This is a genomic window from Streptomyces sp. TAA204 (assembly GCF_000424965.1).
Genome location: NZ_AUKW01000009.1, coordinates 71,946 through 91,347 on the forward strand (window position 1 = coordinate 71,946; position 19,402 = coordinate 91,347).

At 71.2% G+C, this 19,402-nt stretch carries 15 protein-coding genes and 1 tRNA gene; 8 read left to right on the top strand and 8 right to left on the bottom strand.

The features are described 5' to 3' along the window. The first annotated feature begins 1 nt into the window (after position 1). Both H343_RS30765 and H343_RS0115000 read left to right on the top strand, forming a co-directional pair. Positions 2 to 856 (top strand): NAD(P)-dependent oxidoreductase, encoded by an 855-nt coding sequence (locus H343_RS30765; RefSeq protein ID WP_037903840.1) that lies wholly within the window; start codon positions 2 to 4, stop codon positions 854 to 856. A gap of 246 nt (positions 857 to 1,102) precedes the next feature. Beyond that, positions 1,103 to 1,173, top strand: a tRNA-Gly gene (locus tag H343_RS0115000). 84 nt (positions 1,174 to 1,257) lie between these two features. On the opposite strand, the gene H343_RS0115005 is transcribed toward H343_RS0115000, so the two are convergent. Continuing rightward, a complete protein-coding gene (locus H343_RS0115005; protein ID WP_051265275.1) occupies positions 1,258 to 1,452 on the bottom strand; it encodes a hypothetical protein in 195 nt (64 codons plus the stop codon). 588 nt (positions 1,453 to 2,040) lie between these two features. On the opposite strand from H343_RS0115005, the gene H343_RS30770 reads away from it, so the two are divergent. Continuing rightward, positions 2,041 to 3,357, top strand: a complete 1,317-nt coding sequence (locus H343_RS30770; RefSeq protein ID WP_078505661.1) for an acyltransferase family protein — start codon at positions 2,041 to 2,043, stop codon at positions 3,355 to 3,357. A gap of 203 nt (positions 3,358 to 3,560) precedes the next feature. On the opposite strand, the gene H343_RS0115015 is transcribed toward H343_RS30770, so the two are convergent. Continuing rightward, positions 3,561 to 4,718, bottom strand: coding sequence for a PP2C family protein-serine/threonine phosphatase (locus H343_RS0115015; protein ID WP_028431821.1), 1,158 nt, complete (start codon positions 4,716 to 4,718; stop codon positions 3,561 to 3,563). 148 nt (positions 4,719 to 4,866) lie between these two features. On the opposite strand from H343_RS0115015, the gene H343_RS0115020 reads away from it, so the two are divergent. Continuing rightward, the gene (locus tag H343_RS0115020) at positions 4,867 to 6,102 is read left to right on the top strand and encodes a GNAT family N-acetyltransferase (protein WP_028431822.1); all 1,236 of its coding nucleotides are present in this window, start codon (positions 4,867 to 4,869) and stop codon (positions 6,100 to 6,102) included. Between the two features lie 74 nt (positions 6,103 to 6,176). Here the strand turns inward: H343_RS0115020 and H343_RS30775 are convergent, their stop codons facing one another. The 3 genes from H343_RS30775 to H343_RS0115035 all read right to left on the bottom strand — a co-directional run bounded on the left by H343_RS30775 (position 6,177) and on the right by H343_RS0115035 (position 8,375). Beyond that, complete coding sequence (locus tag H343_RS30775) at positions 6,177 to 7,067, bottom strand: DNA-formamidopyrimidine glycosylase family protein (RefSeq protein ID WP_051265279.1); 891 nt, start codon at positions 7,065 to 7,067, stop codon at positions 6,177 to 6,179. A 5-nt stretch (positions 7,068 to 7,072) separates the two neighbouring features. After that, a complete protein-coding gene (locus H343_RS0115030) occupies positions 7,073 to 7,558 on the bottom strand; it encodes a ribose-5-phosphate isomerase (protein ID WP_028431823.1) in 486 nt (161 codons plus the stop codon). Between the two features lie 199 nt (positions 7,559 to 7,757). Next, a complete protein-coding gene (locus H343_RS0115035; protein ID WP_028431824.1) occupies positions 7,758 to 8,375 on the bottom strand; it encodes a biotin transporter BioY in 618 nt (205 codons plus the stop codon). 296 nt (positions 8,376 to 8,671) lie between these two features. Between H343_RS0115035 and H343_RS30780 the strand changes: the two genes are divergently transcribed. Together H343_RS30780 and H343_RS0115045 are read left to right on the top strand one after the other, a co-directional pair. Further along, positions 8,672 to 10,138: an amino acid permease gene (locus H343_RS30780; RefSeq protein WP_051265281.1), complete on the top strand. Its 1,467-nt coding sequence runs from the start codon at positions 8,672 to 8,674 to the stop codon at positions 10,136 to 10,138. A gap of 152 nt (positions 10,139 to 10,290) precedes the next feature. Beyond that, complete coding sequence (locus tag H343_RS0115045) at positions 10,291 to 10,932, top strand: superoxide dismutase (protein ID WP_028431825.1); 642 nt, start codon at positions 10,291 to 10,293, stop codon at positions 10,930 to 10,932. Positions 10,933 to 11,083: 151 nt separating this feature from the next. Here H343_RS0115045 and H343_RS0115050 read toward each other — a convergent pair whose 3' ends face one another. Beyond that, positions 11,084 to 11,716 carry a mycothiol-dependent nitroreductase Rv2466c family protein gene (locus H343_RS0115050; RefSeq protein ID WP_028431826.1) on the bottom strand — a complete coding sequence of 211 codons (633 nt, stop codon included), beginning with the start codon at positions 11,714 to 11,716 and terminating at the stop codon, positions 11,084 to 11,086. A gap of 162 nt (positions 11,717 to 11,878) precedes the next feature. Between H343_RS0115050 and pepN (H343_RS0115055) the strand changes: the two genes are divergently transcribed. Further along, the gene (gene pepN / locus H343_RS0115055) at positions 11,879 to 14,563 is read left to right on the top strand and encodes an aminopeptidase N (protein ID WP_028431827.1); all 2,685 of its coding nucleotides are present in this window, start codon (positions 11,879 to 11,881) and stop codon (positions 14,561 to 14,563) included. A 45-nt stretch (positions 14,564 to 14,608) separates the two neighbouring features. Here pepN (H343_RS0115055) and H343_RS0115060 read toward each other — a convergent pair whose 3' ends face one another. Continuing rightward, positions 14,609 to 15,616, bottom strand: coding sequence for a LysR family transcriptional regulator (locus H343_RS0115060; RefSeq protein ID WP_037903842.1), 1,008 nt, complete (start codon positions 15,614 to 15,616; stop codon positions 14,609 to 14,611). Positions 15,617 to 15,809: 193 nt separating this feature from the next. On the opposite strand from H343_RS0115060, the gene snpA reads away from it, so the two are divergent. After that, entirely contained in the window at positions 15,810 to 16,469 is a 660-nt protein-coding gene (gene snpA / locus H343_RS0115065) for a snapalysin (protein WP_028431829.1), read from the top strand. A 314-nt stretch (positions 16,470 to 16,783) separates the two neighbouring features. Here snpA and pepN (H343_RS0115070) read toward each other — a convergent pair whose 3' ends face one another. Next, positions 16,784 to 19,369, bottom strand: coding sequence for an aminopeptidase N (pepN, locus tag H343_RS0115070; protein ID WP_028431830.1), 2,586 nt, complete (start codon positions 19,367 to 19,369; stop codon positions 16,784 to 16,786). Positions 19,370 to 19,402 lie beyond the last annotated feature (33 nt).

A 19,402-nucleotide genomic window follows, 5' to 3' on the forward strand; every position in this document is an offset into this window, starting at 1 on the left:
CATGAAGACCGGTTTCGTCGGCCTGGGAAATCTGGGCCTGCCCATCGTCCGCACACTGCTCCGCCAGGAATGGCCGGTGACGGTGTTCGACCTCGACCCGAGCCGCATCGCGGAATGCGTACAAGCCGGGGCCGGAGCAGCAGCCACGCCGGCGGATCTCGCCGACAGCTCCCTGCTCGCCCTCGCCGTCCCTGACGACGAGGCCGTCGAGCGCGTACTGACCGGGGACGACGGCCTCTTCGCAGCCCTCGCTCCCGGCTCCGTGGTGGTGCTGCACAGCACGGTCCTTCCGAGGACGGCGGTGCGGCTGGCCAAGACGGGCGCGCGATGCGGTGTCGGCGTGCTCGACGCCCCGGTGAGCGGCGGCCCGGACCGGGCCGGCACCGGCGACCTGACGATCATGGCCGGCGGGGAGGCCGAGACGTTCCGCCGGGCGAAGCCGCTGCTCGAGGCGGTGGGTTCACACGTCTCACACGTCGGCCCGTCCGGCGCCGGCTCGGCGGTCAAGCTGGCCAACCAGCTGATGATGTTCAGCGCGCTGGCCGGTGTCCACGAGGCCCTCGACCTCACCGGCGCGTACGGCGTCCCCGAAGAGCGCGTCCTGGAGATCACCCGCACCGGCCTGGGGGACTCCTGGGTGGCCCGCAACTGGGGCTTCTTCGACCGGATGGCGGCCGACTACGACCGCATGGGCACTCCCGTGCGGGAGCGGTCCTGGAGCAAGGACCTGTGGGACGTGATCGCCACCGCCCGGGATCTCGGCGTCCACCTGCCGGTGAGCGGCCTGCTCGCCCAGCACATCACGGAGCTGGTCGAGTCCCACGCCCGCGAGGACGGCTCCCGGGCCCCGGAATGACCGGGCCGCTTCGGGGCGAGGCCGCGCCCGGCGGGGAGTTCTGGGCCCGATTGCCGCGCCCGGCGGCGCGCTCACAGCTCCCGGGGGCTTCGAGCACGGCAGCGGCGGATCGGAATAGTGCGCCGGATGAACATGCACTACGATGCAGTTCGTGCCGCTCGGGCGGCCCGGCTCAGCCGGTCCGTCATCGCACACACGCGTGAGGTGTGAGCGAAGCCGGGGTTCCCGGTGAGGCGAGAGGCGCTCGCGGGCGTAGCTCAATGGTAGAGCCCTGGTCTTCCAAACCAGCTACGCGGGTTCGATTCCCGTCGCCCGCTCCGCAGACGCCGGAGGCCCGGCTCCCCGAGGGGAGCCGGGCCTCCGGCGTGTTCCCGGGACGCGGTACGGATGCGCCGGAGCGCTCAGAAGCTGATCTGGTTGACCATGTCCGCCAGCGAGTTCATGAACCGGTTGATGGACGGCGCTATGCCGGTCGACGCCAGGAAGAAGCCGAAGAGCACCGCGACGACGGCGGGCCCCGCCTTTATCGAACCGCCCCTGATCATCACCACCAGGATGACTGCCAGCAGCAGCACCACAGACAGTGAAATGGCCACAACTCATCACACCCTTGCGCTCGGAACGCTTCACCCGGCCCAGGGGCCCTCACCACCGCCGCCCCCGCCGCGACCATCGTGCCACCAAGTCGCGTGTGAGTGGAGCCGAGTGACGATTCATCGACGCGGATCCCTGCCCCGGTCGTTCGGGTTCTCCCCCGTGCACACATGCGCTACACGCGGTCGGCATGCCGTCACACGCGGGGCACGGCACCGGGGGACCGTTTTACGGACGGCAATTCGAGACGGCCCACGCCGTGTCCCGCAGTGCGCAGGGACAATGCAGCATGTGCAATAGCGGCGCCTCTTCGGTGCTCCGCCGGCGCGAAATGCGCACACCTCTCCGTGCGTTGTGGACTCGCTCACAGTGGACGCGGAAAAAGCGGCCCGGCCGACCCGGAACAAGCCCCGTACAGGGGCGCCGAATCGGACGTCATAACGGACATATCACTGCACATCGCCCCCGATGTTCGAGAGATGCGGGGAAAATACCTGCTCGACGGGTGTGCCGAAGTCTCTTACGGGTAGGCGTGTTGGGATCTCCACAAGAATTTACGCCTCACTGGTTCGAGGACTAAAGTGCGGCAGATGTTGCACGCTGGCTATGAGCGGGCCCCGCTCCCCCCGGTCCGCCAGGAGTCCCCCTCCACGACGCCCGGCGCGTCCGCGGAGCCGCCGGCAAAGGTGAAGAAGAAGCCGGACGAACAGCGGGACCCCTTTCTCGACAACGCGAAGTACCTCACGATCGTGCTCGTCGCCATCGGGCACGCGTGGGACCCGCTGCGCGACGACAGCCGCATGGCCGGTGCGCTCTACTTCGTGCTCTACGCCTTCCACATGCCGGCGTTCATCATCGTCTCGGGCTACCTCTCGCGCAGCTTCACTGGGAAGTCGCGGCAGATCAAGCGTCTCGTCACCGGCGTCCTCGTGCCGTACGTGGTCTTCCAGACGGTCTACACCTTCTTCATGCGGTGGGCGGACAACCCCGACCGTGAATTCCACTACCAGGAGCCGGGCTTCGCCCTGTGGTTCCTCGTGGCTCTCTTCCTGTGGCGGCTGACGACGCCGCTGTGGAAGAGCCTGCGGTGGCCGCTCCCGGTCGCGCTCGCGGTCGCCGTCGCCGCGGGCGTCACCCCGAGCATCAACAACGACCTCAATCTGATGAGGGTCGCGACCTTCCTGCCTTTCTTCGTCCTCGGTCTCCAGCTGCGGCCCGAGCACTTCCAGATCGTCACGCGGCGCAGGTTCCGGATGCTGGCCCTGCCGGTCTTCGCCGGTGCGCTGCTGGTCGCCTACTGGGCCGTGCCGAGGATGTCCAAGGGCTGGTTCCTGCACGACAAGGCCGCGCAGGAACTGGGCGCGCCGGCGTGGGTGGGCGGTGTGATGACTCTCGCCACCTTCGGATGCGGCCTGGTGCTGACCGCGGCCTTCCTCGCCCTGGTGCCGCGCCGCCACATGTGGTTCACCGCCCTGGGCGCCGGAACCCTCTACGCGTATCTGCTCCACGTCTACCCGATCAAGATCTCGCGCGAGTTCGAGTGGTACGACATGGACTGGGTCGACCACCCCGCCAGCCGCGTCGCCATCACGGTGCTGGCAGCGGTGATGATGACGGTCCTGTGCACCTCACCGGTCCGCAGGGCCTTCCGCTTCGCCATGGAGCCGAAGATGGAGTGGTTCTTCAAGTCGGACGCGGGCGCGCAGGCGCGGGCACGCGAGAACGGGTCAGCCGCCCAGGCGGCGCCCCAGGGGCGGCCCGCGGACTCCGGGGGCGGGGCGGCCGCGGCGTCCTCCCGCGCGGCGTCCTCCCCCGCCTCCGCACCCGGGTACGCCCCGTCGTCCACCGCGTCCTCCTCGTCGGCGTACGGGAGGCCCGGTACGGGCAGCGGCAGTCATACGAGGTGACGCCGGCCCCCGCTGAGGCGGGGCCCGGGCAGAACAGGCAGCGAAGAGCGACGGGCAGGCGGCCGGGGCCGCCTGCCCGTCGCTCTGTCCGCACGCTCCGGATCGCGGCCCCGCTCCACCGGCTCCGTCCCTCTCCCCCGTGCCGGGCCGTGTCGTCCGTCCGGGTACGGGGCGCAGAGAACCGGGAACCGGCCGGGGCGAGGTCAGTCGCGGCAGAGGAGCAGCAGCGCGCGGTCGTCGTTCACGTCGCGGGCCACCCTCTCGATCAGGTGCCACGCGGCGCCCTGGAAGCCGGAGGTCACATGGCGGTCCGCCTCGCCGGTCAACCGGTCGAGGCCGTCGGCCAGATCCCTCTCGGCGGTCTCCACGAGGCCGTCGGTGAAGAGCATCAGCACATCGCCGCGGTGCAGGGTCCCCTTGACGGGGTCGAACTGGGCACCGCCGTAGACGCCCAGCAGCGGACCGTCGCCCGTCTTCTCCTCCCACTTGCCGGTGCCCGCGCCCCTCTGCAGCGCCGGGACGTGCCCGGCGGAGAAGAGTTCGTAGTCACCGCTGTCCAGGTCCAGTACGAGGTGGACCGAGGTGGCGAAGCCCTCGTCCCAGTCCTGGCGCAGCAGATAGCCGTTGGCGGCGGGCAGGAAGGCGTGCGGCGGCAGTGAGCCGAGCAGCCCCCCGAAGGCGCCGGAGAGCAGCAGGGCGCGCGAGCCGGCGTCCATGCCCTTGCCCGACACGTCCGTCAGTACGACCTCCAGCGTGCGCTCCCCCGGGCCGGTGCGCGCCGCCACGACGAAGTCGCCGGAGAAGGACTGGCCGCCCGCGGGCCGCAGCGCCATCTCCCGGTGCCAGCCGCGCGGCAGCTTGGGCAGCTTGCTCTGCACGCGGATGCGTTCGCGGAGGTCGAAGAGCATGGTGCCGCCGCGCCGCCAGGGCACTCCGACCCGGCTGCGGAACTGCGCGATGAGCAGCCCGGACAGCCCCGCCGTGGCCACCACCAGGATGGTGCCGGGCGTGACCCGGCCCGCACCGTCCTGGTACGGCCCCAGCATCGCCGACTCCACGATCAGGGCGACCGCCGTCGAGGCGTACAGCGCCAGAAGGCTCGCGGGCCGCAGCAGCAGCCCGCCCGCGATGAGAGGCAGCACGAGCGCCTCCGGGGCGCACCACAGCGGCATCCGGACGGTCAGGAACGTCAACGCGGGGACGGTGAGCAGCAGCGCGCTGAGGGCGAGCCAGTCCGAGACGCCCCCGCGGAAGTAGTCCACGGCGGAACGGCGCACCCCTGTGCGGGCCCGGTGCAGCGCCTTGCGCGCCCTGTGCAACCGGGCCTTGGGGGGTGTGAGGCTCGGACGACGTACCGCCATGCCGACGGACCTTATCGACCCTTTGACCAGTGCGTCGATTCCGTAATCGACGTGCACGCACAAGGGACCGTGCATACGCACGTGCACCGGCCCTCGGTGCTCCGGAAACATGTTCGCCCATTCCCAAAGGCCCTGCTAGAGATGCCGCATGACGACAGAGCTGCGGTCGCTGCACGCCGGGGAATGGGACATCTGGTACGACGGAATTCTCCGGGCTTTCGGGGAGGCCGGACACGACCGCGAGCTGTTCCGGGAGTTGACCGAAATCGATCGGTCGGTCGCTGTCTGGGACCGCGGCGAAGTCGTGGGCTCGAGCAGCCTGATCTCCTTCAGGATGACGGTGCCCGGCGGCGCAGCCGTGCCCGCCGCCGGTCTGTCGATGGTCCACGTGGCGGCCACGCACCGCAGACGCGGCCTCCTCCGCGCCCTGATGCGCCGCCAGTTGGACGAGACACGGGCGGCCGGAAACGAACCCCTGTCGGTACTCACGGCCTCCGAGCCGCGCATCTACGGCCGGTTCGGGTACGGCATGGCGACGCGCAAGCTCGCGGCCGAGATCGACACCGGCCGCATCACTCTCCAGGTGCCGCCCGCCTCGGACGGGATACGGCTGCGGCAGGCCGCCGACCCCGGCTCGGTGCTGGACGCGTGCGAAGCCGTGTACGCACGCCGGGTCCCCGAGCGCCCCGGCATGCTCGAACGCGCCCCCGGCTGGGAGCGGCTTCCCCTGCTGGACCCGCCTGAGGACCGGCACGGCGACACCCCGCTGAGGTGCGTGCTGGCCGAGGACGGAGACGGCGAGGTGCGCGGCTACGCCCGCTACGAGGTCAAGGGCGAGTGGGACGAGCGAGACGTCCCCCGGGGCAGCGTCCTGCTGCGCGATCTGGAGGCACTGGACACGGCGTCCTACGGCGCGCTGTGGCGCCATCTCTTCAGTATCGACCTGATGCCCGTGCTGCGGGTGCGCAACCGTCCCGTGGACGACGCCTGGCTGCACATGACCGGGGACGACGTCCGCCTGTGCCGTCCGCGCTGGCGGGACTCGCTCTTCCTGCGGCCGGTCGAGGTGGGGGCGGCCCTGGCGGCTCGTACGTACTCCTCCCCCGTCGACGTGGTCCTCGACGTCACGGACGAGTTCTGCCCCTGGAACGCGGGCCGCTGGCGGCTGACGGGGGACCGCACCGGCGCGGCGTGCGAGCGCACCGGCGATGCAGCCGAACTTGCCTTGTCCGTGCGGGAGTTGGGCGCCGCCTATCTCGGCGGGACGACCTTGCGCGCGCTGGCGGAGGCCGGCCGGGTCCGGGAGCCCCGTGCGGGGGCGCTCAGCGCCGCGTCGGGCGCCTTCGCCTCGGACCCGGCGCCATGGCTGCCGCACGGCTTCTGAGGCGTCGAAACCGACCGGGCGCGGACGGGCGCGGACGGCGCCACGACGGGCCGGCACCGGGCCGGCAGCGGGCCTCAGACCGGCCGGCGGGCGGGGCGGCGAGGCGTGTGAGGCCCGTGGGGAGGCACAGAGGGAGGCGCGGCCCGGCTCGGCTGACAGGTGGGACACCAGAAGAGGTTGCGCGCCGCCAGACCGGCGGTGCGGATCTCGTCGCCGCAGACATGGCACGCGCGGCCGGCCCGGCGGTAGACGTAGACCTCACCGCCGTGGTCGTCGACGCGGGGGGCGCGTCCCATCGCTTCCGGGGTGTGCTGGGGGCGCACGGTGTCGATGCGGTTGTCACGTACGCCCTCACGCATCAGCCCGGCAAGGTCCGCCCATGTCGCGTCCCATTCACCGCGGTTCAGGTCGCGGCCCGCACGGTACGGATCGATGCCCTGCCGGAAGAGGACCTCGGCACGGTAGACGTTGCCGACTCCCGCGACGACCTTCTGGTCCATCAGCAGGGCGGCCACGGTCGTGCGGCTGCGGGAGATCCGGGACCAGGCAGCCCCGGGGTCGGCGTCCTCGCGCAGCGGATCGGGCCCCAGCCGGTCCTCGACGGCCTGCTTGCCGGCACCGGTGATCAGCTCGCAGCGCGTGGGCCCGCGCAGGTCCGCGAAGACGCCGCCGCTCCCGCGCCCGCCCACGAGCCTGAGCCGCACCTGCCCGACCGGCGCGGGCGCCTCACCCGCACCGAGGGTGAACTTGCCGTACAGGCCCAGGTGTACATGGACCCAGCCCGTCCCCCCGAAGCCGAGGAAGAGGTGCTTGCCGTGGGCGTCGGCGGCCGAGAGGACCCGGCCGTCGAGCAGGGCCGCCCCGTCGGAGAACTTCCCCTGCGGGCTGGCGGCCCGCACCCTCCGGCCGCCGAACCGCTCCCGCAGGTCCCGCGCGAGCCGGTGGATCGTGTGCCCTTCGGGCATACGGGTCAGGACTCCGGGTGGTGGGCGGGTACGGGCGGAAGGTGGCCCGTGATCTCGTACGCGGAGAGCATGTCGATACGGCGCACGTGCCGTTCCTCGTCCGAGAAGGACGTGTTCAGGAAGGTCTCCACCAGCTTCACGGCCTCTTCGGTGGTGTGCATCCGCGCACCGACGCTGACGACGTTGGCGTTGTTGTGCTCGCGGGCCAGCGAAGCGGTCTGGGCGCTCCACGCCAGGGCGCAGCGCACGCCCTTGACCTTGTTCGCCGCCATCTGCTCGCCGTTGCCGGAACCGCCGACAACGATGCCGAGAGCCTCGCTGTCCTGCGCCGCGCACTCGGCGGCACGCAGACAGAAGGGCGGGTAGTCGTCGGCGGCGTCGTAGATGTGGGGGCCGCAGTCGACGGGATCGTGTCCCGCGGACTTCAGCCATTCGACGAGGTGGTTCTTCAGTTCGTAGCCCGCATGATCGGAGCCGAGGTACACGCGCATGGGGTGGAGTCTATGACGCCTCCCGGGGTGCCGCGTGACCGCCCGTGACCTCCCTCGTCACACCCGCCCGGGCAGGCGGGAGGACGGCAGGGGCGGAACATGCCGGGCGGCATGCCGGCTCGAACCGGCATGCCGCCCGGCCCCGTTCAGGCCCGTTCAGACCCGTTCGGCCCGTTCGGCCCGTTCCCGCAGCGTTCAGTCAGCCGCGACGTCCGACCAGCTTCCAGGCGCCCGGCAGCGCCCCCATCGCGAGCGCCGCCTTGAGCAGGTCCCCGACGAGGAAGGGCACCAGGCCCGCCGCCACCGCCTCGGCCGCCGACATCCCCGTGGCCAGGGCGAGGTAGGGCACGCCCACCGCGTAGGTGAGGGCCATGCCGACCGCCATCGTCCCGGCCGTACGCAGCACGCCCCGGTCACCGCCGCGCCGCGCCAGGGCGCCGACGACCGTCGCCGCCAGCAGCATCCCGAGCACGTACCCGAAGGACGGCATCCCCGCGCCCGACTCCGCCTCGGCGAACCACGGCATCCCGGCGACACCCGCCAGCGTGTACAGCGCCAAGGCCATGAAGCCCCGTCCGGCGCCCAGCCCCGCGCCGACGAGCAGAGCCGCGAAGGTCTGGCCCGTCACCGGGACCGGCGATCCGGGAACCGGGACGGCGAGCTGGGCGGCGACGCCGGTCAGCGCTGCGCCGCCGGTTATCAGCACGGCGTCGCGGACGCGCGCGCGGGCGCCGCCGGCGGAGGCCGGGGCAGCCGGCAGCAGGTCGGCGAGTACGTTGCCGGGGCGCGGGTCGGCGGCAGGGGTGAGGGCGCTCATCGGGCTACTCCGGGTCTGGGTGTCGGGGATGTACGGGGATGTGTACGGGCCGGGGCCAGCGGTGTGCGAACTGTCCGGCTCCAGCCGGACCATGTTCGCGCAGCGCGGCCTCCCACGACAAAGCAGACGCCGTCCACGTGACGGAAAACGCACACCGCCCGCGCGGTCACTTCGTGTGAAGGGGGCGTCCGCATCCCGGAACGCGCGGGGGCGGTTTTGATGTGCCGGAAGCCGCCGCCGAGACTGGCCCGAGCACGAATCGACCATACGAAGTCTCCCTCAGGAACGGCCCTTTCATGACCCGCACCGACCTCTCCGAGGCTCCGCCCCCGAGCCCGGGCGAAGGCTCCACAACCGGCACGGAACGGCCCGTGCTGGCCCACGGCCTCAAGCAGCGCCACCTTTCCATGATCGCTCTGGGGGGAGTGATCGGGGCCGGCCTGTTCGTCGGTTCCGGGGCGGGCATCGCCGCGGCGGGCCCGTCGATCGTCCTCGCCTACGCGGCATCCGGCCTCCTCGTCATGCTGGTGATGCGCATGCTGGGTGAGATGTCCGCGGCGAACCCGGCCTCCGGCTCCTTCTCCGTGCACGCGGAGCGCGCGCTGGGCCCGTGGGCCGGCTTCACCGCGGGCTGGATCTACTGGGTGCTGCTGTGCGTCGCCATCGCGACCGAGGCGACCGCCGCGGCGGACATCATGACCGGCTGGATTCCCGGCAGCGGCGCCTGGATGTGGGTCGCGCTGTTCATGACGGTGTTCTGTGTCACCAATCTGGTGGCCGTACGCAACTTCGGCGAGACCGAGTTCTGGTTCGCGGCTCTGAAGGTCTTCGCGATCACGGCCTTCCTGCTGCTGGGCCTCGTCGCCGTCGTCGGGCTGCTGCCGGGCACCGACGCGCCCGGCATGTCCAACCTCACCGGCCAGGGCGGCTTCCTGCCCGCCGGGACGAACGGGCTCGTCGTCGGTCTGCTCGCCTCGATCTTCGCCTACGGCGGCCTGGAGACGGTGACCATCGCGGCGGCCGAGTCCGAGGACCCGGTGGGCGGCGTCGCCAAGGCGGTGCGCACCGCCATGTGGCGCATCGCGATCTTCTACGTGGGCTCGATGATGGTGATCGTCACGCTGATCCCGTGGGACGAGAAGTCGGTGCTCTCCGGCCCGTACGCGGCCGTACTGGACCACCTCGGCATCCCCGGCGCCGGACAGGTGATGAACACCGTCGTGCTGATCGCTCTGCTCTCGGCCATGAACGCCAACATCTACGGCGCCTCCCGCATGGCCTTCTCGCTGATCGACCGCGGCCAGGGTCCTCGCTTCCTGGGCAGGGTCAGCTCCGGCGGGGTTCCCCGCCCGGCCGTGGTGGCATCCTCCGCCTTCGGCTTCGTCGCCGTGCTGCTGAACTTCTGGTGGCCCGAGACCGTTTTCCGGTGGCTGCTGAACATGGTGGGCGCCGCCATCCTCGTGGTGTGGGGGTTCATCGCCGTCTCCCAGCTCGTCACCCGGCGCCGTCTGGAGCGGGAGGAGCCCGAGAAGCTGGTGGTGCGGATGTGGGCCTTCCCGGTGCTGACGTGGGTGGCCGTGCTGGGCATCCTCACGGTGCTGGGGCTGATGCTGCGCGAGGGCGACACCCGTACCCAGCTCGCCTTCACCGCCGGGCTGACGCTGACGCTGATGGTGGTCGGGCTGGTGCGGCAGAAGGCGCTGCCGGGCGGGGCCCGTACCGGTACGGCCGGCGGGGAGGAGGCCGACAGCCGGGAGGAGTGAGCGGCCACGCCGTCCGGGCGGGCAGACCGGCGGCGGAACGAGAGCGCGGAGAGCGGAGCGGAACCCCACGGCGGGTCCGCTCCGCTCTCCGCGTTCCTGTTGCTGCTACGTTCTTCTTGCAAGTAATATGCAATAGTAAGAGGGGAACGCATATGGCCTTGTACACGCTGCCTGAACTGCCCTACGACTACTCCTCGCTGGAACCCGTCATCAGCGGCGAGATCATCGAACTGCACCACGACAAGCACCACGCCGCTTATGTGAAGGGCGCCAACGACACCCTCGACCAGCTCGCCGAGGCGCGCGACGCGGACCAGTGGAGCGCGGTAAACGGCCTGGAGAAGAGCCTGGCCTTCCACCTCTCCGGCCACATCCTGCACACCGTCTACTGGCAGAACATGACCGGCGACGGGGGAGGCGAGCCGCTGGAGAAGGACGGCACGGGAGAGCTGGCCGACGCCATCGCCGAATCCTTCGGCTCCTTCGGCCGCTTCAAGGCCCACATGTCCAAGGCGGCGGCCACCACACAGGGCTCGGGCTGGGGCGTGCTGGCCTACGAGCCGGTCACCGGGCGGCTCATCGTGGAGCAGGTCTACGACCACCAGGGCAACGTCGGCCAGGGCAGCGTCCCCCTCCTCGTCTTCGACGCCTGGGAGCACGCCTTCTATCTCCAGTACCGCAACCAGAAGGTCGACTTCGTCGAGGCGATGTGGCGCGTCGTGAACTGGCAGGACGTCAGCCGCCGCTACACCGCCGCGAAGCAGCGGGCGAACAACCTGCTGCTGGCGCCGTAGCGGCGCCCGTGAACCTCCTGCCCTCGTGATCGTCTTCTCACCTTTCACCGGGCAGGCGGGAGAAGAGGGAGGGCCCCGTACGGACGTGACGTACGGGGCCCTCCTGCTCGTGACGGCCCGTACCGGCGGGCCCGTACGGCACGGGCGCGGCTCAGTCGTCGAAGACGGGGCCCACGTCCCGGGTGCGCTTGATCTCGAAGAAGCCGGGCGTGGAGGCCACCATCAGCGTGCCGTCCCAGAGCCTGGCCGCCGCCTCGCCCTTGGGCGCCGGTGTGACCACCGGGCCGAAGAACGCCGTACGGCTGCCGTCCGCGCCGGGCACCGCGATGACGGGGGTGCCCACGTCCTGCCCGACCAGGTCGATGCCCTCCTTGTGCGAGGCCCGGAGCGCCTCGTCGTACTGGGCGGAGTCGGCCGCGTCGGCCAGCTCGGCGGGCAGTCCTGCCTCCTTCAGGGCCTCCTCGAGGACCTCACGCGACTGCTCCCTGCCGCGGTTGTGGAAGCGGGTGCCCAGGGCCGTGTAGAGCGGGCCGAGGGCTTCGGCTCCGTACTTCTGCTCGGCGGCGACGCACACCCGGACCGGGCCCCAGGCGCTGGAGAGCATCTCGCGGTACCGCTCGGGCAGCTCGTCCAGCTTGTCCTCGTTCAGCACGGCCAGGCTCATCACGTGCCACCGGACCCGGACCGGCCGGACCTTCTCCACCTCCAGCATCCAGCGGGAGGTCAGCCAGGCCCAGGGGCACCTGGGGTCGAACCAGAAGTCGGCGACAGTCTTCTCCGTCATGGCCACGCTCTCCTCGGCAGCGGTGAAAGGTCGGGCGATGGGACCAACGCGCGAGTCCGCGCCGCCATTCCCGCGTGTGCGCGCCGTGTGCCTCGTGAAATGCTTCAGTGCGTCGCCGGAAGACCGTGGAGCCGGCCGTCATCCGAGAGAGGGAGCCATGCCGTGCCCGGAGAGAACCTGACCCGTGACGAGGCACAGCGGCGGGCCGGTCTGCTGACCGTGGACGGCTACGAGGTGGCACTGGACCTGCGCTCGGCGACCGCTCCCCCGCCCCCGGACGGCCCCCGCACGTTCCGCTCGACCACGACCATCCGCTTCCGCTGCGCGGAGCCGGGCGCGTCGGCCTTCGCCGACCTCGTGGCGCCCTCGGTGCACTCCGTGACCCTCAACGGCCGCTCGCTGCCGGTCGACACCGTCTTCGACGGCGCCCGCATCGCCCTCGACTCCCTCGCCGCCGAGAACGAACTGACCGTCGACGCGGCCTGCGCCTACAGCCGTACGGGCGAGGGCCTGCACCACTTCCTCGACCCGGAGGACGGCGAGGTCTACCTCTACACGCAGTACGAACCCGCCGACGCCCGCAGGGTCTTCGCCAACTTCGAGCAGCCCGACCTCAAGGCCCGCTTCGACTTCACCGTCACCGCGCCCGCCCGGTGGACCGTACTGAGCAACGGCGCGCGGCGCGGCGAACCGCAGCCCCTCGACGAAGGCGCGGCCGCCGTCTGGCACTTCGAGCGCACCGAGCCCGTCTCCACCTACATCACGGCCGTCGTCGCCGGGCCCTACCACCACGTCACGGACACCTACCGGCGCTCCTTCGGGCCGGACGGACCCGAGCTGGAGATCCCGCTCGGTGCGCTGTGCCGCAAGGGCCTGGCCAAGTACTTCGACGCGGACGACATCTTCACCGTCACCAAGCAGGGACTGGACTTCTTCCACGACCACTTCGGCTTCCCCTATCCGTTCGGGAAGTACGACCAGGCCTTCGTCCCGGAGTACAACATCGGGGCGATGGAGAACCCGGGCCTGGTCACCTTCCGGGAGGAGTTCGTCTTCCGCGGCAAGGTCACGCGGGCGTCGTACGAGAACCGGGCGAACGTCGTCCTGCACGAGATGGCGCACATGTGGTTCGGCGATCTGGTCACCATGGAGTGGTGGGACGACCTGTGGCTCAAGGAGTCCTTCGCCGACTTCATGGGCGCGCTGGCCCTGGTGGAGTCGACGCGCTTCGAGGACGGCTGGATCACCTTCGCCAACCGGCGCAAGTCCTGGGCGTACCGGGCCGATCAGCTCCCCTCCACGCACCCCGTCACGGCCGACATCCGCGACCTGGAGGACGCCAAGCTCAACTTCGACGGGATCACCTACGCCAAGGGCGCCTCCGTGCTCAAGCAGCTCGTCGCCTACGTGGGCCGCGAGACGTTCCTTGAGGGAGCCCGGCGGTACTTCCAGCGCCACGCGTGGGGCAACACCACGCTGGCGGACCTGCTGGCGGTCCTCGCCGAGACCTCCGGCCGTGACATGGAGGAGTGGTCGCGGGCCTGGCTGCAGACTGCGGGGGTGAACTCCCTGACGCCGCAGGTCACTTGTGACGCCGACGGGATGGTCACCGAGCTGGCCGTGCTCCAGGAGGCCCAGGAGACCCACCCGGTGCTCCGGCCGCACCGTGTCGCCGTGGGCCTCTACCGGCGGGACCCCGCCGAGCGCCGGCTGGTGCGCTACGCGCGGGCGGAGACGGACGTCACCGGCGCCCGCACGGTCGTGCCGGAGCTGGCGGGCGCCGAACGGCCCGATCTGGTGCTCGTCAACGACGACGACCTGACGTACTGCAAGACCCGTCTGGACGAGGTCTCGCTGGCCACGCTGCGCTCGCATCTCGGGGAGCTCGTCCCCGCGTCCGTCCCCGGCGGCGGTGACGACGACGCCCACAACCCCAACCTCTCCCGCGCGCTGTGCTGGTCGGCGATGTGGAACCTGACGCGGGACGGACTCATGCCCGCCCGGGACTTCGTCACGATGGTGCTCACCTTCGCGGGCGGCGAGTCGGACATCGGCGTGCTGCAGATGCTGCACGCGTGGAGCCGTTCCGCGATCACCCACTATGCGGCGCCGGATTGGCGCGAGGAGGGGGAACGGGCCCTGGCCGAGGCCGCGTTGACCCAGCTGCGGCTGGCCGCGCCGGGCAGCGGCCATCAGCTCGCCTGGGCACGGCTGTTCGCCGCCGTCGCCTCGGACGAGAAGGATCTGCGGCTGCTGCAGGGGCTGCTGGGGACGCCGGGCACCGGCGGCAGGGCATCCGCGCGCATCGACGGGCTGGAGATCGACCAGGAGCTGCGCTGGACGTTCCTGGAGTCGCTGGCCGCGCGGGGCGCGGCCGACTCCACGGCCCTGGACGCCGAGCTGGCACGCGACGACACCGCGTCCGGCAAGCGGCACCACGTGCGCTGCCTGGCGGCCCGTCCCTCCGCGCGGGTCAAGGCGGAGGCGTGGAACGCGGTGATGACCTCGGACCGGCTCTCCAACGCCCTTGTGGAGGCCACGATCTCCGGTTTCGCCCAGCCGGGGCAGCGGGAGCTGACCGCACCGTACGCCGCGCCGTACTTCGAGGCGCTGGAGGAGATCTGGCGTACGCGTTCGATCGAGATCGCGATGGCGGTCGTACGGGGCCTGTACCCGGGCCTCCAGGGCGACCGGGCCACCCTGGACGCGACGGACGCGTGGCTGGACGCCCACGAGGACGCCGCGCCCGCGCTGCGCCGGCTGATCCTGGAGTCGCGTGACGACCTGGCGCGCGCGCTGCGCGCACAGAGCTGCGACGCGGCGGCGGCGCGGACGCGGACGCCGTGACGGGCTCGCGTGCGGGGACGGGCTCGCGCGCGGGGGGACGGGGCCCTACGCCACCACGCTGAACGGCAACGACGAGGCGTCGTCGTGGCGTTGGAGCCAGTGGCGGTAGGCGTCGCTGGCCCATGCCGCTTCCCGGTAGGCGGACTCCAGGTCGGACAGAAGGGCCTGCGGTTCGAGCACGGGAGCGGTGCCGGGTGTCGCCTCGGGAGTCGCCAGCAGCAGCCGGACGGCCAGCGGATCGCCCCGCAGCGGCCGTATGACCCAGCCGGGGCGGACGGCCGCGGTGGGCTGGCACGGCACGACGACTTCCCCCGCGGCGACGAGGTCGGCCTGGGCGAGGTTGTCGCCGTGCACCACGCGCGGGCTGATGCCCGCCTCTGCGAACACCCTGCGCAGCCCGGCCCATTCGCCGTCGGCCGTCGGGTCCACCATCCAGCGCTCGTGGGCGAGGTCGGTGAGGTCGAGCACCGAGTGCGCGGCGACGGAGTGGGTGGCCGACATCGCCACGAACTGCGGTTCGCGCTCCACGAGTACGTGCACCTTCAGGCCGTCCGGTATGCGCAGCGGTGAGCCCTCCACCTCGTGCACGAAGGCGGCGTCGAGTTCGCCCTCGGCGACCTTGCTCAGAAGGTTGTGCGCGGAGGGGTCCATGTGGAAAGTGGTGTCGGCCTCCGGAAGCCGGGCGCGCAGCCGGCGCAGCCAGCCCGGCACGGCGGGAGAGCCGGTGCTTCCGATGCGCAGGGCCTCGCCGCCCGTGCGCCCTGCCGCCGCCCTGGCCTCACTGACCAGGGCGGTCATCTCCGCCACGAGGGGCCGCGCGCGGCAGAGCACGAACCGGCCGAGGGCCGTGGGCGTGCTGCCAGTACGCTCGCGGGAGAACAGCCGGCCTCCCACGGCCTGTTCGATGCGGCGGAGCTGGGTCGTCAAGGAGGGTTGGGTCATGCCGAGTTGACGGGCGGCCTTGTGCACACTGCCCGTCTCGGCGATGGCGCACAGCGCACGAAGATGCCTGACTTCGAGCTCCACACACCGAGCATAACTGCGCGTGCGCATGACACACCAGACGTCCCGGGGTCCTCCCGGCGGCACATCACCGGGTGATGCTCCGGCACTATCACCACCTGCCATCATCCCTTCCGCCGCCATGTCGAACAGACTCTTCCCCGGCAGGAGTTCTTCCGGCAGTGACGCGGTCGCACCCCACCTTGAGCGGCCACGGCATTACGGACCCACAAGGAGACCCCCCATGCGTTATCGCTCCACGGCAATCTCCGCGGCGCTCGGCCTCGGCCTGGCACTCGGCCTGGGCGCCATGCCCGCGTCGGCCGCGACCCCGGACGACGCCGCGGCCAAGAGCAGCACCACCCGCACCGGATTCGTCGGCGAGTCGAACAAGGCCAACGAGGCCTTCTTCAACGCCGTCGTGAAGGACGCCCTGAAGAAGCAGGCCGCCAAGCCCGGCATCCAGGCCGTCACCGTCAACTACGACGCCAGCGGGGCACCCACCTTCGCCGGTGAGATCGCGAACAGCACCGCCGTGTGGAACGCGGCCGTCTCCAACGTGCAGCTCGCCGAGGGCGGCAACGCAAGCTTCGACTACCGCGAGGGGGACGACCCGCGCGGCTCGTACGCCTCCACCGACGGCCACGGCAACGGGTACATCTTCCTGGACTACGCCCAGAACCAGCAGTACGACTCCAACCGCGTCGTCTCGCACGAGACAGGCCACGTCCTCGGTCTCCCGGACCACTACGAGGGCCCCTGCAGCGAGCTGATGTCCGGCGGTGGCCCCGGCACCTCCTGCACCAACGACACGCCGGACGCGAACGAGGCCGCCCAGGTCCAGTCCCTGTGGGCCAACGGCGTGGCGAGCGCTGCTTTCGACCAGGCGGCCTTCGCCAAGTGACCGGTCCGGCACCCGCCGGTCCGGCCCGCGCACGTACGCCCGTACCTGCGCGAGCACACACCAGCACCACGCCTGGCAGAACCAAGCACCACGCCTGAACAGCACCATCGCAACCCCCCACACGGAGGCCCCCGGCTCGTACCGGGGGCCTTCGGGGCTGCGGGTGCGGACAGCTCGCGGGGTGCCGGGGCCCTGCACGGGAGCACAGAGGGCCGGTTGACGGGTCGACCGTCCGTGCGGGGGGCCGCCGGACGGCCCGGCACACGGCCGTCGCACAAGGGGCGCCGCCCGACGCGGCGCCCCTTCACATGTGCTCAGGCCGCCGCCGCGTCCGCCTCCTGCGCGCGCAGCGCGCGCTCGACGCCCGCACGGGACTCGGTCACCAGACGGCGCAGCGCCGCGCCCGGCACCGCCGTCGCCAGCCAGTTGTCGGTCGCGTCGAGGGTCTGCCGGGAGACCTGGAGGGTCGGGTAGAGACCGACCGCGATCTGCTGGGCCATCTCGTGGCTGCGGGTCTCCCAGACGTCCTTGACGACCTCGAAGTACTTCTCGCTGTACGGCGCGAGCAGCTCCCGCTGGTCGGTCTGGAGGAACCCGCCGATGACGGCTTCCTGCACGGCGTTGGGCAGGCCGGCCTCCGCGTCCGACGCCCCGCTGCCCACCACCGACCTCCACGCCTCCGCCTTGGCCTCGGCCGTGGGACGCGCGGCACGTGCCGTCGCCGCGTGACGCTCGCCCGCCGAGGTGGCGTCGCGCTCCAGCTCGGCCGTGATCTCCTTCTCCCCGGCACGGCCGGTCGCGGCCAGGCGCTGCAGCAGCGCCCAGCGCAGTTCGGTGTCGACCGCCAGTCCCCCGATGCTCTCGGTGCCTGCCAGCAGCCCCTCCAGCAGCGCCAGTTGGGCGTCCGTACGGGCGGTGGAGGCGAAGGCACGGGCCCAGGCGAGCTGGTGGTCGCTGCCGGGAGCCGCGGCCCGCAGATGCTCCAGCGCCGCGTCCGACCAGCGGGTGAGGCCCGTCTCGCGCCACTCCGGGTCGGCGTACAGGTCGAGAGCGAGCTTGACCTGCCGCTGCAGCGACTGGACGACGCCGATGTCGGACTCCTTGACGATGCCGGACAGCACCAGGTCGAGGTAGTCACGAGCGGGCAGTTCGGCGTCGCGCGTCATGTCCCAGGCGGAGGCCCAGCACAGCGCGCGGGGCAGCGACTCGGTGAAGTCGCCCAGGTGCCGGGTGACGGTCGCCAGCGACTCGGCGTCCAGCCGGACCTTGGCGTAGGACAGGTCGTCGTCGTTGAGGAGAACGACGGCCGGGCGTGTGCGGCCCGTCAGTCCGGGCACCTCGGTGCGCGCGCCGTCCACGTCCAGCTCGATGCGGTCCGTACGCACGAGCTTGCCGCCCTGGAGTTCGTACGCGCCGACAGCGATGCGGTGCGGACGCAGCGTCGGCTGGCCGGTGGCGCCGGCCGGCAGGTCGGGGGCCTCCTGGAGGACGGCGAAGGAGGTGACGGTGCCCGAGCCGTCGGTCTCGATCTGAGGGCGCAGCACGTTGATTCCGGCGGTCTCCAGCCACGCCTTCGACCAGGCCGTCAGGTCGCGGCCCGAGGTCTCCTCCAGCGCGCCGAGCAGGTCCTCCAGGCGTGTGTTGCCCCACTGGTGACGCTTGAAGTAGGTCTGCACGCCGCTGAAGAACTCGTCCATGCCCACGTAGGCGACGAGTTGCTTCAGGACGGACGCGCCCTTGGCGTAGGTGATCCCGTCGAAGTTGACCAGGACGTCGTCCAGGTCGCGGATCTCGGCCATGATCGGGTGCGTGGAGGGCAGTTGGTCCTGCCGGTACGCCCAGGTCTTCATCTGGTTGGCGAAGCTGGTCCAGGCGTGCGGCCAGCGGGAGCCGGGAGCGTGCGCCTGGCAGGCGATGGAGGTGTAGGTGGCGAACGACTCGTTCAGCCACAGGTCGTTCCACCACTCCATGGTGACCAGATCGCCGAACCACATGTGGGCCAGCTCGTGCAGGACCGTCTCCGCGCGGGTCTCGTACGCGGCGTCCGTGACCTTGGAGCGGAAGACGTACTGGTCCCGGATGGTGACCGCGCCCGCGTTCTCCATCGCGCCCGCGTTGAACTCGGGGACGAAGAGCTGGTCGTACTTCGCGAACGGGTAGGGGAAGTCGAACTTCTCCTCGAACCAGTCGAAGCCCTGCCGGGTGACCGCGAAGAGCGCCTCGGCGTCGAGGTGTTCGGCCAGGGAGGGGCGGCAGTAGATGCCCAGCGGCACGCTGCGTCCCTCGCCCTCCCAGGTGCTGTGCACGCTGTGGTACGGGCCGACGATGAGCGCAGTGATGTATGAGGAGATGCGCGGCGTCGGCTCGAAGCGCCAGACCTCGCCCTCGGGTTCGGGGGTCGGCGAGTTGGAGATCACCGTCCATCCCTCGGGTGCCCGCACGGTGAACCGGAAAGCGGCCTTCAGATCCGGCTGTTCGAAGCTGGCGAAGACCCGCCGGGCGTCCGGCACCTCGAACTGGGTGTAGAGATACGCCTGCTGGTCGACCGGGTCGACGAACCGGTGCAGGCCCTCACCGGTGTTGGTGTACGCGCAGTCGGCCGTCACGACCAGTTCGTTGGGGCCCGCCTCCAGCCCCGGCAGCGCGATGCGGGAGTCGGCGAAGACCTCCCCGGGCTCCAGCGGGCTGCCGTTCAGGGTGATCTCGTGGACCGCGGGGGCCACCAGGTCGATGAAGGAGGCGGCACCGGACTCGGCGGCCTCGAAGCGCACGAGCGTCCGCGAACGGAAGGTACCTCCGTCCTGCGCCCCGCTGAGATCCAGCTCGATCTCGTAGGAGTCGACGGTGAGCAGTCGTGCTCGCTCGCGCGCCTCCTCGCGTGTCAGATTCGTGCCAGGCACCTGGTGCTCTCCCCTGCTCTAGCGGTCTCACGG

What these genes read in the sequence shown, in the direction of transcription:
- H343_RS30765 (WP_037903840.1), top strand. Translation starts at nt 2, where the DNA reads ATGAAGACCGGTTTCGTCGGCCTGGGAAATCTGGGCCTGCCCATCGTC.
- H343_RS30770 (WP_078505661.1), top strand. Translation starts at nt 2,041, where the DNA reads ATGTTGCACGCTGGCTATGAGCGGGCCCCGCTCCCCCCGGTCCGCCAG.
- H343_RS0115015 (WP_028431821.1), bottom strand. Translation starts at nt 4,718, where the DNA reads ATGGCGGTACGTCGTCCGAGCCTCACACCCCCCAAGGCCCGGTTGCAC.
- H343_RS0115020 (WP_028431822.1), top strand. Translation starts at nt 4,867, where the DNA reads ATGACGACAGAGCTGCGGTCGCTGCACGCCGGGGAATGGGACATCTGG.
- H343_RS30775 (WP_051265279.1), bottom strand. Translation starts at nt 7,067, where the DNA reads ATGCCCGAAGGGCACACGATCCACCGGCTCGCGCGGGACCTGCGGGAG.
- H343_RS0115030 (WP_028431823.1), bottom strand. Translation starts at nt 7,558, where the DNA reads ATGCGCGTGTACCTCGGCTCCGATCATGCGGGCTACGAACTGAAGAAC.
- H343_RS0115035 (WP_028431824.1), bottom strand. Translation starts at nt 8,375, where the DNA reads ATGAGCGCCCTCACCCCTGCCGCCGACCCGCGCCCCGGCAACGTACTC.
- H343_RS30780 (WP_051265281.1), top strand. Translation starts at nt 8,672, where the DNA reads ATGACCCGCACCGACCTCTCCGAGGCTCCGCCCCCGAGCCCGGGCGAA.
- H343_RS0115045 (WP_028431825.1), top strand. Translation starts at nt 10,291, where the DNA reads ATGGCCTTGTACACGCTGCCTGAACTGCCCTACGACTACTCCTCGCTG.
- H343_RS0115050 (WP_028431826.1), bottom strand. Translation starts at nt 11,716, where the DNA reads ATGACGGAGAAGACTGTCGCCGACTTCTGGTTCGACCCCAGGTGCCCC.
- H343_RS0115060 (WP_037903842.1), bottom strand. Translation starts at nt 15,616, where the DNA reads ATGCGCACGCGCAGTTATGCTCGGTGTGTGGAGCTCGAAGTCAGGCAT.
- snpA (WP_028431829.1), top strand. Translation starts at nt 15,810, where the DNA reads ATGCGTTATCGCTCCACGGCAATCTCCGCGGCGCTCGGCCTCGGCCTG.